The 14,885-nt window shown below is 67.0% G+C and carries 8 protein-coding genes and 2 pseudogenes; 6 read left to right on the top strand and 4 right to left on the bottom strand.

Annotated features, from left to right (window positions below):
• The 5 genes and pseudogenes from HWX55_RS26460 to HWX55_RS26440 all read left to right on the top strand — a co-directional run.
• Positions 1 to 106: pseudogene (locus HWX55_RS26460) on the top strand (IS481 family transposase); the annotation flags it as partial.
• Positions 107 to 242: 136 nt separating this feature from the next.
• On the top strand, positions 243 to 1,160 hold the full coding sequence (locus tag HWX55_RS26455) for a LysR family transcriptional regulator (protein ID WP_175977864.1): 918 nt from the start codon (positions 243 to 245) through the stop codon (positions 1,158 to 1,160).
• Positions 1,161 to 1,375: 215 nt separating this feature from the next.
• A complete protein-coding gene (locus HWX55_RS26450) occupies positions 1,376 to 2,425 on the top strand; it encodes an Ldh family oxidoreductase (protein WP_175977869.1) in 1,050 nt (349 codons plus the stop codon).
• 139 nt (positions 2,426 to 2,564) lie between these two features.
• The gene (locus HWX55_RS26445) at positions 2,565 to 3,845 is read left to right on the top strand and encodes an MFS transporter (RefSeq protein WP_175977863.1); all 1,281 of its coding nucleotides are present in this window, start codon (positions 2,565 to 2,567) and stop codon (positions 3,843 to 3,845) included.
• Between the two features lie 44 nt (positions 3,846 to 3,889).
• Entirely contained in the window at positions 3,890 to 4,621 is a 732-nt protein-coding gene (locus tag HWX55_RS26440) for an ABC transporter substrate-binding protein (RefSeq protein ID WP_175977862.1), read from the top strand.
• Between the two features lie 65 nt (positions 4,622 to 4,686).
• Here HWX55_RS26440 and HWX55_RS26435 read toward each other — a convergent pair whose 3' ends face one another.
• The 3 genes from HWX55_RS26435 to HWX55_RS26425 all read right to left on the bottom strand — a co-directional run bounded on the left by HWX55_RS26435 (position 4,687) and on the right by HWX55_RS26425 (position 13,128).
• Positions 4,687 to 5,922: a S53 family peptidase gene (locus HWX55_RS26435; RefSeq protein ID WP_175977861.1), complete on the bottom strand. Its 1,236-nt coding sequence runs from the start codon at positions 5,920 to 5,922 to the stop codon at positions 4,687 to 4,689.
• A 33-nt stretch (positions 5,923 to 5,955) separates the two neighbouring features.
• Positions 5,956 to 8,088 (bottom strand): polysaccharide deacetylase family protein, encoded by a 2,133-nt coding sequence (locus HWX55_RS26430; protein WP_175977860.1) that lies wholly within the window; start codon positions 8,086 to 8,088, stop codon positions 5,956 to 5,958.
• Between the two features lie 651 nt (positions 8,089 to 8,739).
• Positions 8,740 to 13,128: an autotransporter domain-containing protein gene (locus HWX55_RS26425; RefSeq protein ID WP_175977859.1), complete on the bottom strand. Its 4,389-nt coding sequence runs from the start codon at positions 13,126 to 13,128 to the stop codon at positions 8,740 to 8,742.
• A 423-nt stretch (positions 13,129 to 13,551) separates the two neighbouring features.
• Between HWX55_RS26425 and HWX55_RS36200 the strand changes: the two are divergent.
• Positions 13,552 to 13,668, top strand: a pseudogene (locus HWX55_RS36200) (diguanylate cyclase); the annotation flags it as partial.
• A 23-nt stretch (positions 13,669 to 13,691) separates the two neighbouring features.
• Here HWX55_RS36200 and HWX55_RS26415 read toward each other — a convergent pair.
• Entirely contained in the window at positions 13,692 to 14,882 is a 1,191-nt protein-coding gene (locus HWX55_RS26415) for a M20 aminoacylase family protein (RefSeq protein WP_175977858.1), read from the bottom strand.
• Positions 14,883 to 14,885: the final 3 nt, after the last annotated feature.

Here is a 14,885-nt window from a genome sequence, read left to right as displayed (position 1 = left end):
GCAGCATCACTACAACTGGCATCGAGCTCATAGCGCCATCGGCGGCATTGCGCCGATGGCGAGACTTCCTGCGTCGAGAAACAACCTCTTGACGCTTCACAGCTAGCGGGCGGTTGAAGAGTGGACTGGCCGGCGCTCCATGGACGGTCGCGCCAGCGAATTCGTGTGCGATACGCACGAATTGACAGCACCCGTCGGCATGCCGAAACTGAGCGTCCCTTTCCATCGCTGTGGTTATCGAAATGAATTTCGAGATATCGGACTTGCGGGCCTTTGTCGCGACGGCCGACCTGGGCAGCTTTCGTGCCGCGGCCGACACGTTGCATCTATCGGCGTCCGCACTATCGCGCCGGATAGAAAAACTCGAGGAGGTGCTGGGCGTCAGGCTGTTCGAGCGAACGACGCGAAAGATGGACCTGACGATCGTCGGTCGCGGGTTTCTCGAGCGCGCTCACCGCATCCTCAACGAGGTCGACAACTCGATGCTCGAGTTCGACGATCTTGCCCGCAAGATGACCGGCGAACTCACGGTCGCATGCGTGCCGTCGGCGGTACGTTACTTCCTTCCTGAAACCATCGCGATCTACCACCAACGTTACCCGGGCATTCGTCTTCGTCTCATCGACGAGCCGTCGTCGATGGTTTTTCTCGCCGTCGCGCGTGGCGAAGCCGATTTTGGTCTGACTTACGTCGGCACCGAAGAGCCGGACATCGAATTCACCCCACTGCTCGATGATCCTTTCGTGCTCGCTTGCCCGCGCAGTCATCCGCTCGCAAAGCGCAAATCCGTCGCGTGGGCGGAGCTCGCCCATCTCGAGTATCTGGCCATTGCACAAGGCAGCGGCAACCGCGCGGTCATAGACGAAACGCTGGCCGGCGTCGCCGACCGGCCCAAATGGTTCTGCGAGGTACGCCATGTGCCCGCGCTCGTGAGCCTGATCGAAGCAGGCCTGGGCGTCGGTGTCGTGCCTCGGCTCGCCATGCCTCGCGGCCCGCACAAGGCACTGACCAGCGTCGCGCTCGTCGATCCGCCGATCCGGCGAACGCTGGGTGTCATCCAGCGGCGCGGCCGCGGTTTGTCCTCCGCGGGTCGCTTCTTCCTTCAGCTGTTGACGGAGATGCGCTCGCCCGATGTGCCGCTCGCAAGCGCTGCCGCATAGGCGAAGCGCCGGCCCCGGCTTCACGCGGGACGGCAAAGCCTTCGTGGGGCATCCGTCAGCAGGGCTCGATTCGTGCGCACGACGCACCAATCGAACGAAAATATGCGTTTGTTGCGTGAACCGCTCCTGCACGATCATGTGCGAAACGCAAGCGTCGTGCTATTCGCAGCCGCTTGAACCGCACGGTTTTCAAATCGAAGGAGACAACGCATTCCATGACACAGCCCACTCCAATCCACGGCATCGTCACCCGCGCGCATCTGACCGAGCTGACCATCGAGGCGCTCTGCACGCTCGGCCTGACGCGCGCCGACGCGACGGACACCGCCACGATCCTCGTGCTTGCCGACCTGTTCGGTTTGCGTACGCACGGCACAAGCCGTGTCGAGTCGTACGGCGCTCGCCTGCGCATCGGCGGCATCAATCCCACGCCGTCGATCACCGCCGAGCAGGTGGCGCCGGCACTTCACCGCCTCGACGGCGACAACGGCATCGGCCCGCTCGTCGGCCATCGCGCGCTCGATCTGGCGATGACCGCTGCACGCGAACATGGCATCGCCTGTGTGTTCGTGCGCGGCAGCAATCACTTCGGCCCCGTCTCACCGTATTCGTACCTCGCCGCGCAGCAGGGGTTCGCCAGCATCATCGGCAGTAACGCGACAACGACGATTGCGCCGTGGGGCGGCACCGACGCGCGCCTGGGCAACAGTCCCGTCGGCTTTGGCGTCCCGAACCCGGATGGTCATCCGTTCATGCTCGACATGGCGATCAGCGTCGCCGCACGGGCGAAGATTCGCAACGCGCTCAAGCGTGGCGAACCGATTCCCGGCGATTGGGCAACCGACGCGCACGGCAAACCGACCACCGACCCGAAAGCCGCCCTCGACGGCTTTCTGCTGCCGATCGGCGGCCACAAGGGCTACGGCCTCGCGCTGGTGGTCGACCTGTTCGCGGGACTGCTTTCCGGCGCGGCGTATCTCACGCACGTCAAGTCGTGGGAAGACGATCCTGAACAACCGCAGAATCTCGGCCACTTCTTCATTCTCATCGATACGACCCGACTCGGCAGCACTGCGTGGCTCGCCGCGCATATGACCGACTATGCGGCGATCCTGCACGGCTCCAAACCTGCCCATCCGGACGCGCCGGTGATCGTGCCCGGCGAGATCGAACTTGGTCGCCTGGAACGCCAACTGGCGGAAGGCATCGATATCGGCGCGGCGCAGCTCGCCATGCTGGAAGCGATCGCGCATCCGCAGCGCTGAGCGCTTGTTCGCGAGCGTGGCCCGCCACGCTCCCGCGGTTCCGAACTCGGGGCGCGACCGCGCACCGACACGCGACGGACCGGGCAGCCCGTTCGAGCGCCCGGCCGTCAAGCACATAACAAGCTCCAAGGAGCGACAGGTGACAAACATTCGATGGCGCATCGTCCTGCTGCTGTTCATCGCAGGCTTCATCAATTATCTCGACCGTGCGGCGCTGTCCGTCGCCGCACCCGCCGTCATGCGGGAACTGCATATGTCGCCGGGCAGCCTCGGGCTGTTGTTTTCGACGTTCTTCATCGGCTACGCGGCATTCAATTTCATCGGCGGATGGGCGGCGGATCGCTGGGGCGGCAAACGCGTCTTCTCCGGGGCAGTCCTGACCTGGTCGCTGCTATGCGGCGCGACCGGCCTTGCCAGCGGTTTTGGATCGCTGCTGGCGATCCGCACCCTGTTCGGCATGGCCGAAGGTCCGCTCGCGACGACGATCAACAAGATCGTCAACAACTGGTTCCCGCACAAGGAGTCGGCGACCGCATTCGGCTTCGCCAATTGCGGTCTGCCGCTGGGCGGCGCGGTTGCCGGGCCGGTAGTCGGTCTGCTGACGGCCGCCTACGGCTGGCGTGTCGCGTTCGCCGGAATCGCGTGTTTCGGCTTGCTCTGGCTGGTTTTCTGGGTGTTCATGGCGACCGACAAGCCGCACCAGCATGCACGCGTATCCGATGACGAACGCCGCCTGATCGAATCCGACCGAAGCGTCCCTGAAAGCCCTTCGGACGTGCAGCCGCTCGGTTTCTACCTCAAGCAGCCCGCCATTGTCGCGGCGATGATTTCGTACTTCGGTTACAGCTACATCCTGTTTTTCTTTCTCACCTGGTTCCCGACCTTTCTGACGATGGACCGTCACCTGAGCCTGAAAAGCATGAGTCTCGCGACGGTGCTGCCCTGGCTGCTGGGGTTCATCGGCTACGGACTGAGCGGCGTGCTGTCCGATCGGATCTTTCGCCGGACGGGCAATGCACTGCTTGCGCGCAAGCGGGTATTGATCGCATGCCTCGGCACCGCAGGCGTGTGCGTCACGCTGGCCGGCGCCGTGACCACGACGCTCGGTGCGCTGCTGTTGATGGCCGTTGCCGTGTTTGCCCTTTATCTGAGCGGTAGCGCCTATTGGGCGCTGATTCAGGACACGGTCCCCGGCCCGAAACTCGGCAGTGTCGGCGGATGCGTACACGCAATCGCAAACTGCGCGGGCATCGTCGGCCCGGCCGCAACCGGCTTTCTCGTGCAGGAAAGCCATACGTTCCTCAGCGCATTCTTTCTCGCGGGCGGTATCGCGCTGGCCAGCGTGCTGGCCGTGGCGATACTGCTGAGGCCCCGAGCGGTCGCGCAACGGAAGTCGAGCGATGCGCGGGTCTGCGGCTGAAGGTCCGTGTCCCCATACGATTTTTTGTTCTTCACACTATCAACATGAAACCCGATCCATCCGTCATTCGCGCATTCACACCTGCCGGCAAGCTGCGGGCATCGATCAATCTCGGGAATCCCATTCTCGCGGGCAAGGACCTGTCGGGCGCGCCGACCGGCGTGTCGGTGGATCTGGCGCGCGCCTTTGCCGCCATGCTCGAGGTGGAACTTGAACTGGTGGTGTTCGATACGGCGGGCAAGTCCGTTCAGGCGGTCAGCGACGAGCAGGCAGACGTCGGCTTCTTCGCCATCGATCCACGACGAGGAGAAACCCTCGCGTTTACCGATCCGTACGTGTTGATCGAAGGCTATTACCTGGTACGAGACGGATCGTCGATTCGCGCCAACGACGATGTCGACCAGCCGTCGATCCGCGTGGCAGTTGGCGAAGGAAGCGCCTACGATTTGTTCCTGACTCGAGAGTTGAAACATGCGCGGATCGTGCGGGCACCGACATCCCCGACCGTCGTCCGAACGTTCCTCGATGAGGGCCTGGAAGTCGCCGCCGGCGTCAAGCAACAGGTCGAGGCAGACGCACGTCAAGCCCCCGGCCTGCGTTTGCTCGACGAGCGATTCATGGTGATCCGTCAGGCGATGGGGTTGCCGAAGCGCCGCGGTGCGGCGGCCGCCGAGACATTGCGGGCATTCGTCGAGGAAGCGAAGGCGTCCGGGTTCATCGCTCAGGCGCTCGCGCGGCACAAGATCAGCGGCGCGTCGGTCGCGCCCGCGGCGTAGGTCGACGCTGCCCGGATGCGCCCCGCTTGCCGCAGAAACATGATGCTTCCGCGGCCTTACCCGTGTCACGGCGCGGCGATCAACGCCTGAACCAGATTCGCGGCCATCGGGCGCCCGAGACCGGTTACGTAGTCGTATCCGGTTGCCGCCGTGCAAAGCGTGCCGCATGCGCCGTTCGAGCCGCTGACGATGTCGCGGAAGTTCGTCGCGTAGGCGCTCGACGCGAGCCCGTACAGCACACTCTGGATCGCGCTCACCGCGTTCAGCGTCGTCTTGCCGCGCGCGATGCGCACGCTGTTCGCGATCGCGATCAACGCGGACCATTGCGGTGCGCCGGCGCTCGTGCCGCCGACGACGAACCACCCGCCCTGCCCCGCATAGCCGTACGAATCGTAGACCGCGAAGCCGGACGCCGGGTCGGCGTCATAGGCGACGTCGGGCAGGCCGCGCAGCCCGAGGCTATTCGACGGCAGTCCGAAGTTCGACTGATACGTCGGCGCCGTCTCGACGGCGCTCTGCCCGCCGCCGCTGCCGACCCACGCCGTTTCGTCGACATAGGCGCCGCTCGCATCGGTTGCGATCGACGTGCCGCCGACGCTCAGCACATACGGCGACGCGGCCGGGTAGTCGACCCCGTTGCCGCCGTCGCCGGATGCCGCGACGAACGACACGCCGTTCGCGCTGGCGAGCTGCCCGTCGAATTGCGTTTCGGCCAGGAACTCGCCGCTCCCCCAGCTGATCGACACGACCTTCGCGCCGACCCCGCCCGGTGCCGGACTCGTCGCGAGTGCGACCGCGCTCATCAGGTCATCGAGCGAACTCGATGCGGCCTCGACCAGCACGATCCGCGCATTCGGTGCGATCGCGTGCGCCCACTGCACGTCCAGCGAACTCTCGAGTGCCCACAGTGCGTCCGGCGGCGGCGGACGCTTGTCCGCCGTCGCGTACACCTTCGTGAAGCAGCGCGGCGACGCGCACGGCGGCAGGCCGAACGTGCGGCTGAACAAGCGCAGATCCGCCTCGACGTTCGGATTGTCGTACGCATCGACGATCGCGATGATCTGATCGTCGCCACCGTAGCCGCGCGCCGGCAACGCGTCGAACCCGTAGAAACGGCGAATCTGCTGCGGCGACAGGCCCACAGGATTCCGTTTCGCGGCGCCATGCAGATGGAGCGGCGGCCGTGCAAACCCGCGCGGCGCTCGATGCGCGGACTGTGCGAACGACACGCCGAACATCAGCGCGATGCTTGCCGATACGGCCAGCATGCGCAGCGCACGCGCAAACGAAGCTCGCTTCATGGTGTTCCCCGTTGGCAAAGGAGCCGGCGCGCGTCAGTGCACCTTCGCGCTCGTGAACGTCAGCGACTTGCCCGAACCCGCGATGACCAGCCAGTTGGCCGGATCGGTGCTCACGACCGTCGCGCTGCCGCTTTTCACGCTCGGCAACTGGTACGTGCTCTTCGGCAACAGCCACGTCATGTCCTGCAGACTGGTCGGCTGCGTCGCGCTGAACGTCCAGCTGGTGCCGGTATCGGTCGCCGTCCAGTTCACGAGCAGACGGCGCCGGTCGAACTGCGTGAGCTGATCCATCGTGAACCACTTGAACTGGCCGGTCGTCGCCAGCGACGCGGCATAGCCGAGAATCGTCGTGACGACGTTCGGATACCACGACGCGCCCAGCGGGTGCATGTAGATCAACCGGCTCGTGCGGTTCGCGACGACGAAATCCATCAGCGACAGATACCAGTTCTGGACGTCCGTCGTCGGCACCGCGAACTCCTGGAACTCTTCGAACGTCGCATACTTGCCGAACGGCATCACCGGAAACGCCCAGATGCCCGGATTCAGCAGCGAACCGTTGCGATACGCACGCGTTTGCGCATTGCCGGTATGGCCGGTGAAGTAGTAGCCGGAGTAGCCGTTCGATTCGAGCCAGTTCACCGCCCACGTCGGCGTATTGCCTTCCGGGGCCGCCCACTCGACGTCCGGCTTGCCCGTCACCGACTGGACCGCATTGTGGTTCAGCACCAGATACTGCGTGAACGTGCTCGCATTGGTTTCGCTCGCGTTCGCCCCCCAGTAGTCGTGCGCCCAGCCGCCGTGGCTGCCGACCTTGTGCCCGCGCTTGAGCAGGAACGCGGCCAGTTGCTTCGCCTGCGTATTGTTCGTCAGGTTGATGCCGAGACCGTCGCCGATCGTCACGTCGTCAGGGCCGGCCGTCACCACGATCGAATACGGGCCGCTGTTCCAGACGCCGTAATTCTTCAGGTACTGCGCTGGCTGAATCTGATCTCGCGCACAGAAGTGCCAGTTCAGGACCATCCCGGCCTGCGCCCGCGGCTGCAGCGACAGGTGCGGCATCGACAGGATGTTCGTCGTGAAGTAATGCAGGAAGCCGTGGATCGGCATGCTGTCGGTTTGCCCGCCAAGATACGCGAGCGGCAGGTTGACGAACATCACGCCGCCGTTTCCATACGCCTGATAGCCGGCGACGAGCCCGAAGTTCGGCGACGTCAGCAGCGTCGTACCGGTATACGTACCTTGCGTGACGTAGCTCGGATAGGTGAGGAAGCCGTATACGTAGCCGGAGATGCCTTCGAGCACGTCGGTCGTCGCGGCGGGCGACGCGGTCGCGAACGACGTCGCGCCATTCACCGCCGTCGATACCGGCGACAGCTTCGTCGAGGTCGGCGAGTACGATCCGGACCCGACCTTTGCACCGGCCGACACGCGCCCGAGATTCAACGGCACGCCGGTCATGCGGCCGTTGACCGTCTTGTACGTGAAATACGCCTGATGGTTGTAACCGGCCAGCCCGCCCGGGTTCGACGGGCTCGGCTGCAGGTAGAGCAACGGGTTGGTCGTCGAGCCGGTCGATGTAGTCGACGCGGTTGCGGCCAACGCGGTCGCGGCCGTCGTCGAGCCCGGCCATGCCATCGACTTCCCCGGAGGAATCTGCAGCGCGCGCAACGTGCTGCCCATGCCGGTCACGTTGCCGAGGCCGATCATGTTCCCGCCGAGCGTGTCGTAGAGCACGTAGTTGACGCCGGCCATCGAGCTGAAGCGCGATTGCCCGGCCGGATAGAAGCCCGTCGCGTTCAGTACGCCGAAATCATAGACGAGCATCACGCGCCCGCCGTTCAACGCATAGCTCTGGATGGCGGTCACGAGCGTATCGTCGGCGACCGTATGCACCTGGTCAGGCAGGATGAGTCCCTGGTACTGCTGCAGCGACGTGCCGCCCTGCTTGAATTGCGTGTCGCTGATCAGCGAGATCTGCAGTCCCTCCTCCGCCGCGGAATCGAGCCACGCGGACACACGCGGGTCCGGCAACGTGAAGTTGTCCGGCAGCAGCAACAGCAACTGGTTCGACAACGCGCTCGCCCGCCCGGGTGCCAACGTCATCAGGCAAACGGAAAAGACGATCAGAAACGCTCGTAGGGTCCGGATTGGCTTGGCCGACATTTTTTCTCTCCCCGTAGGAGGTGGGATGACAGCCGATGCTCGACTCGTCACTGCGTGCGCGTTGCGCTCGTCGTGATCGAGCGGTCCGCGTCCGGATCGGGGTGCGCCATCGGCTGGCGGCGCAGAGCGAACGTGCCGTGTTTCGGACGCCCCGCGACGCATGCGCGTCGATTTGTCGGACGATCAGGAGTGCATGGCGACTATCGTTCCTACCGCCCCCCGGTGAAGCGAACAACGTGCCAGTCTCGCGACTGCGTTGTCGGGACGGCCCGCGGCGATGCCGGGCATCCGGCACGGGAAAATCGCGCCAAAAACGTTACAGCGCCGATACGGCACGCGTGGCGGGTAATGAAGCGAGGGCGGGAGAACCGTCGCGATGAACGACGTGAGGCTATTCGGCGCCGCGTCGGATGGGGCTTCCGATCGCTGCCTGCGTTGTCGGGCATCGGCAAGCGCGCGGGGATTCAACGGAAAATGATTCTGCCGTGCAACACCGGCTCGACACGCATGTGGCCGTGCCTGGCTCGCCTGCACGGCGTGCGGTTCTACCTGCGAAGCATAGGAAATTGACGACGGTTCATCGATCGATTGAAGACGATGGACAACCCGCCATATCGAAAGACCCGTTTCACCATCCCTGTTCCCACGCGGTCAGAACCTGGAATTGACGCGCACATATGCCGACTGCGCCGACACATGGCCCGTATTGATCGTCGCGTCCAGCCCGAGCGATACCGTGGTCGTCTTGGCGGCCTGCAGCGTGACGCTGGCGCCCGTGGTGAGGAACGAGCGTGGCAGATCGGTACCCGGCGCCGCGAACACGGTCCCGTCCTGGCTCTGCACCTGGACGACGCGACTGCCGCGCAGCACCTCGTGCGCATAGCCGACGCGCAGCTGGACGTCGACCGGGCGCATGGCATCGCCGAACGCCTTGGCGAGCGACACACCCACGTATGGCTGGAGGCTCCTCGCGCTGTCGGGGCCGACGTGCAGGTTCTGGCCGTTGGCGCCGTCCTCGCCGAAGCCGCTGCCGCGCACATATGCATACCGCAGCCCGACGTGCGGCGCGAACCGGAAGCCGCCGGCCGCCATCGGCAGGCTGGCCTGCGTGGCGGCAGTGAATTCGTGGCCGAGATGGTCGCCTTCGGCGGTACCCGCGCTGCCGAATGGCCGCTTCTGCGACAGGAAATCGAGACCGTAGCCGAGCGTGGCCGACAGGTTGACCGCGCCGATCGGCTGCGCGCCGTACAGCGCCACGCGCAGCGTGTCGATCGCGCCCGATGCGCCCGTCGTGTCTTCGGACAGCGCGGTGTGCGTGTAGCCGCCGGCCGCACCGACGGTGGCGTCGCCGAACCGTCCCTGCCCACCCGCCAGGAACCCGTACGCGTGCGTGAGGAAGCCCGGCGCGCCGCTCGTGCCGCCCACCTTGGTGCTGGAACCGCTGGCAACGGCCCACACGTTGCGGGAGCCGGCCGCGTCGTCCTCCGGGCTCGCCAGACGCCCGAGCAATGTCGAGCTGGCGCCCTGCGCCTGCAGCACGGCCGTCGTGCCGAGCGCCGTGTAGATCGACGTCCTGGTTGGCGCGATGATCGTCGGGCCGGCCGGCGCGCCGGGCCCGGTCGGCTCGGCGAGCACCAGGTCGACCACGTTGGCGCCGTAGTCCACCGACGATTGCAACGCGCCGAGATTCGCGCCGGTCGTGGTGGTGCCGACGTTCGCGAAATGGCCCGTCACGCCGTTGGCCGCGCTCAGCACGGTGTAGCGGCGGGCCGCATAAGTGCCGGGATCGAACAGAACGGCCAACGTGCCACCGAGCGTCGCGGCGCCGCCTACGCGCAGTTGCGATGCTTCCGTCGGGCTGACCTCGATCGACAGCGTGCCGCCGGCCGCCTGCGTATAGTTGCCGCCCACCGACAGCGTTCCGATCGAGCCGCCCGGCGCGACCACGCCGCTGCTGCTGACGTCGCCCGATATCGTGCCGTGGCCGCGCAACGCGCCGAGCGGATTCACCACCACATTGCCACCCAGCACCGCAGCGGGATTCACCGCGTCGCCGACGGCCAACGTGCCGCCCGCCACCGTCGTCGTTCCGGAGAACGCGTTGCTGACACCGTTCAGCGTCAGCATGCCCGCGCCCTGTTTGACCAGGCCGCCGGTGCCGACGAGACTGCCGCCGAAGGTTTGCGACGAGTCGTCGGACAGCGTGAGCGCACTGCCGCCCAGCACCACGCGGCTGCCTGCCACGCCGGACAGATGCGCGACCGTCTGGCTGCCGGCCGCCGACAGGTCGAGCGCGGCCACGGGGCCGGCGAGCGTGACCGCCGTGGACGATGCCAGCCGACCGGCGCCCGACAACGCGAGCGTGCCCGCGTTGACCGTCGTCGCGCCTGTATAGGTGTTCACGCCGGACAGCGTCTGCGTACCGCCCGCAACCGTCAGCCCGCCGCTGCCGCTGACGGTTCCGCCAAACGTGCCGGCCGCATTGGCGAGTGTCAGCGTGCGGCTGCCGAGCACGACCGTGCCGCTGCCGGTGAGCGTGTTGATCGTGGCGCCGGAGGTGGTCGCCGAAATGTCCAGCGTGCCGTTGTCGACGACGCCGCTCGAGGCGGCAATGCTGCCGGCGCCGGTCAGCGCCAGCGTGCCGGCATTGACCGTCGTGGTGCCCGTGTAGGCATTCGCCGCCGACAGTGTTTGCGTACCGCCGCCGACGGTCACTCCGCCGGTCCCGTTGATGGTCCCGCCGAACGTGCCGGCCGCATCGGCGAGCGTCAGCGTGCGGCTGCCCAGCGCGACCGTGCCCGTGCCGGTGAGCGCATTGATCGTCGCGCCGGTGGTCGTCCCCGAGATGTCGAAGGTACCGTTGTTGACGACGCCGCTGGACGCGGCGACGCTGCCCGAACCGGTCAACGCCAGCGTACCGGCGTTGATCGACGTAGCACCGGTAAAGCCGTTGGCGCCGGATAGCGTTTGCGTGCCGCCCGCCACGGTGAGCCCACCCGTGCCGCCAATGGCGCCGCTGAACGTGCCGGCCGCATTGGCCAGCGTCAGCGTGCGGTCGCCCAACGCAACCGTGCCCGTGCCGGTCAGCGCATTGATCGTGGTCCCAGCGGTCGTCCCCGAGATATCGAACGTGCCGTTATTGACGACGCCGCTGGACGCGGCGACGCTGCCCGAACCGGTCAACGCCAGCGTACCGGCGTTGATCGACGTAGCGCCGATAAAGCCGTTCGTACCGGACAGCGTCTGCGTACCCCCCGCAACCGTCAGCCCGCCCGTGCCGCCAATCACGCCGCTGAACGTACCGGCCGCATTGGCCAGCGTCAGCGTGCGACCGCCCAGCGCGACCGTGCCCGTGCCGGTCAGCGCGTTGATCGTCGCCCCCGCGGTCGTCCCCGAGATATCGAACGTGCCGTTCGCGACGACTCCGCTGGAAGCAGCAATGCTGCCCGCGCCGATCAGCGCGAGCGTGCCGGCGTTGATGGTGGTGCTCCCCGCATAGCCGGCGACGCCGGATATCGCGAGCGTGCCGGTCCCCGCCTGCACGAGGCTGCCCGTCCCGCTGATCGTGCCGCCATACGACACCGTGTCGCTGCGGTTGAACGCCAACGTGCCGTTGTTGACGATGTCGCCGGCGACGGAGCCCGTGGTCCCGCCGCTGCCGATCTGCAGCGTGCCGGCGGTGATCGTGGTGCCGCCGGTATAGGTGTTGTCTCCCGTCAGCGTGATCGTTCGGCCACCGCGCACAGCGACATTGCCCGCCCCGGATATCACGCCTGACACCACGAGGCCGGTCGTGGTGGAATCGAAGGTCACGCGGGACGCGGCATCGCCGAGCGTGACCTGGTTGGACAACGAGAGCCCCGCGGAGCCCGCGGTGATGGTGGTCGTCGCCCCGGCCGTCACCTCGAGGTTACCGACGATGTTGGACCCGGTGACCAACTGCAGCGTATTGTTCGCGCCGTTGAACCGGATGGCTGACGCGCGCGTCACGCCGTCCGCGTACAAGCCGCCCGCGATCGTGCCGCCGTTGACGACGACATCGCGGCCATTGGCGATGACACCGGCACCGGCAGCCCCGCCGTTGCCGGCGCCGCCGGTGATCGTGCCGACGTTGGTCAGCACGGTGAAGTCGCTAGCCAGGTTGACGCCCGCGCCGCTGGCGCCGGCCGTGCTTGCGCCGCCGCCGCTGACGCCGCCCACGCCACCGACGACGGTTCCGAGATTGGTCACCTGCGAACCGGACCCCAAGGTCAGCAGCCCGTCGCCGCCCCCGCCTCCGCCGCCCGGGTTTCCGCCGCCGCCCCCGGTGCCGCCGTTTCCGCCGACGAGCGTCCCCTGGTTCATCACGTCGGCCGCCGGCGTCACCATGATCAGCCCACCGCCTCCGCCCCCGCCACCGCCGCCGTTCGACGCAGGCCCCGACGTGCCGGCACCGCCATTCCCGCCGCTGCCGCCCTGCACGGTCACGCCGTTGCTGACGGTCACGCTGGTGCCGGTCGAATACACGCCCGCGCCACCGCCGCCGGCGCCACCGGCAAAATTGAATCCGTCGAAGGCCTGACCAGCGCCGCCTTGCGCGTTCGCGTTGATCACCGCATCGCCGGCGAGCACCACCGCGGGTGCACCGCCGGCGCCGCCCTGCCCGCTGTCGTTCGTCGCCCCGGTGCCGCCGGTCCCGCCCGACGTGGGGCCGCCGGGAACCTGGACCGTGGCGGAGCCGCCGCCCAACGTGGAGGAACCCCCGCCACCGCCGTTACCGCTGCCGCCGTTGCCGCTTCGGTCCGGGATGCCGTCGCCGCCGGGGGCGCTGCAGTTCGCGATGGTGCCGGAAGAGCACGTGACGGCCCAACCCGGGACGGCCGCGCCGGCCAGGCCGAGCGACACGCCGATTGAAACGACGGAAGCGATGGAAGCGCAGCGGCGCGCGGGCGTGGCGCCATGACCGGCGTCGACTCCGCCGTGTGATGCCCTCGTGTGTTCGGATACCACTTGCGGAGCACGCAAGCTACGGCTCCAGACCAGCCGATAGACCCGGTTCATGTCGATCCCCTCGGTGCATAGACCCATGGGCCTGGCGCTGGTCACGGCGAAGCGGTACCGGTGGCGCGACGGACCCGTCGTTGTTGTCGTTCTATGGCGCGCCGATCCGCGGATACTGATTGTGTTGGCTCATCGGTCGGGGCGCATGCGCGCGCAATATAACACCTGCCGCGAACACACATCCAGCGCTGTCGCGGGGCCGCCACTGTCCAAGGGCGAGAGGAAGATAAAGCACGGCCGACTACCCGTCGCGATCGAGCCGGGTAACCATGCTTGACTTGCATCATCATCGCTTCGTCGCGGCCTTCGCGTCACGCTCGCGTCAAACGCGGCCGCGCTCGCTGCCCCCGTCGATATGCCGTCGGCGCAGATCCGGACATGCGCTTGAACGCGTGACTGCATGCGCTTTCGGTCGATGTTCGATGCATCCGCGCGCATACGCGGCGGAGCAACGATCTCGCCACACGCTACGGCGATGAGGAATTCGTCGCCGTGTTGCCCGATACCGGCGAACGAGGTGCCGCCAAGTTGGCGATCGCCTCCGAAAAGTCGCCACCGCGTCCCTACTGCGCCAGAACCCGCTCCACCAACTTCACGAAATAACTCGCGCCCACCGGCAACAACGCATCGTTGAAGTCATAGCTGGCGTTATGCAGCAGGCAAGGCCCGCCGCCATGCCCATGCACGCGATGATCGCCCGCCCCGTTCCCGAGGAATGCATAGCAACCCGGCTTCTCGCGCAGCATGAACGAGAAATCCTCCGCCGCCATGGTCGGATCGACGGCGGCGTTCACATGCGCGTCGCCCACCAGCTCGCGCATCACCGCCACCGCCACCGCCGTCTGCCCGGCGTCGTTCACGGTGGCCGGATACTGGCGCTGGAAATCGACGTCGCTCTCGCAATCGAAGGCCGCGGCCGTCGCGGCCACCACGGCGCGCATGCGCGTCTCGATCAGGTCGAGCGTCGCCTCGGAGAAGGTCCGCACCGTGCCGCCGAGCCATGCGTCGGTCGGCACCACGTTCATCGCCTCGCCCGCATGCACCTGCGTGACCGACAGCACCGCGCCGTCGATCGGGTTTCGGTTGCGCGTGACGATCCCCTGCAAGGCGCTCAACACCTGCCCCGCCGCGAACACCGGATCGCGGCCCAGATGAGGCATGGCCGCGTGGCAGCCGGCGCCGCGCAAGTCGATCCGGAACAGGCTGGTCGATGCCATCAGCGGCCCCGGCCGCACCGCGAAATCGCCGGCCGCGATGCCGGGCCAGTTGTGCAGCCCGAACACGGCATCCACCGGGAAACGCTCGAACAGGCCGTCCTCGATCATCGCGCGCGCGCCGCCGCCCGCTTCCTCGGCCGGCTGGAAGAACAACTGCACGGTGCCGTCGAACTCGCCATGCCGCGCCAGATGGCGCGCGGCCCCGAGCAGCATCGCGGTGTGTCCGTCGTGGCCGCACGCATGCATCGCGCCGGGCACCGTCGAACGATGCGCGAAGGTGTTGGCCTCGTGCACGGGCAGCGCGTCCATGTCGGCGCGCAGGCCGATCGCGCGCGCGCTGCCGCCGCGCTTCAAGGTGCCGACCACGCCGGTGCGGCCGACGCCGCGCGTGACGGCGTAACCCCATTGCTCGAGCCGCTCGGCGACGAGTTCGGCGGTGCGGAACACGTCGTAGCCCACCTCGGGATGGGCATGGATATCGCGGCGGATCGCCGTCAGTTCGTCGGCGTACGCGACGATGGAATCGATCAGTGTCATGCG

This window comes from Burkholderia sp. BCC1047, assembly GCF_902833155.1.
Lineage (GTDB): Bacteria > Pseudomonadota > Gammaproteobacteria > Burkholderiales > Burkholderiaceae > Burkholderia > Burkholderia sola.
This window is presented reverse-complemented; position numbering and strand designations above follow the sequence as displayed.

What these genes read in the sequence shown, in the direction of transcription:
- HWX55_RS26415 (WP_175977858.1), bottom strand. Translation starts at nt 14,882, where the DNA reads ATGACACTGATCGATTCCATCGTCGCGTACGCCGACGAACTGACGGCG.
- HWX55_RS26450 (WP_175977869.1), top strand. Translation starts at nt 1,376, where the DNA reads ATGACACAGCCCACTCCAATCCACGGCATCGTCACCCGCGCGCATCTG.
- HWX55_RS26440 (WP_175977862.1), top strand. Translation starts at nt 3,890, where the DNA reads ATGAAACCCGATCCATCCGTCATTCGCGCATTCACACCTGCCGGCAAG.
- HWX55_RS26425 (WP_175977859.1), bottom strand. Translation starts at nt 13,128, where the DNA reads ATGAACCGGGTCTATCGGCTGGTCTGGAGCCGTAGCTTGCGTGCTCCG.
- HWX55_RS26435 (WP_175977861.1), bottom strand. Translation starts at nt 5,922, where the DNA reads ATGAAGCGAGCTTCGTTTGCGCGTGCGCTGCGCATGCTGGCCGTATCG.
- HWX55_RS26455 (WP_175977864.1), top strand. Translation starts at nt 243, where the DNA reads ATGAATTTCGAGATATCGGACTTGCGGGCCTTTGTCGCGACGGCCGAC.
- HWX55_RS26430 (WP_175977860.1), bottom strand. Translation starts at nt 8,088, where the DNA reads ATGTCGGCCAAGCCAATCCGGACCCTACGAGCGTTTCTGATCGTCTTT.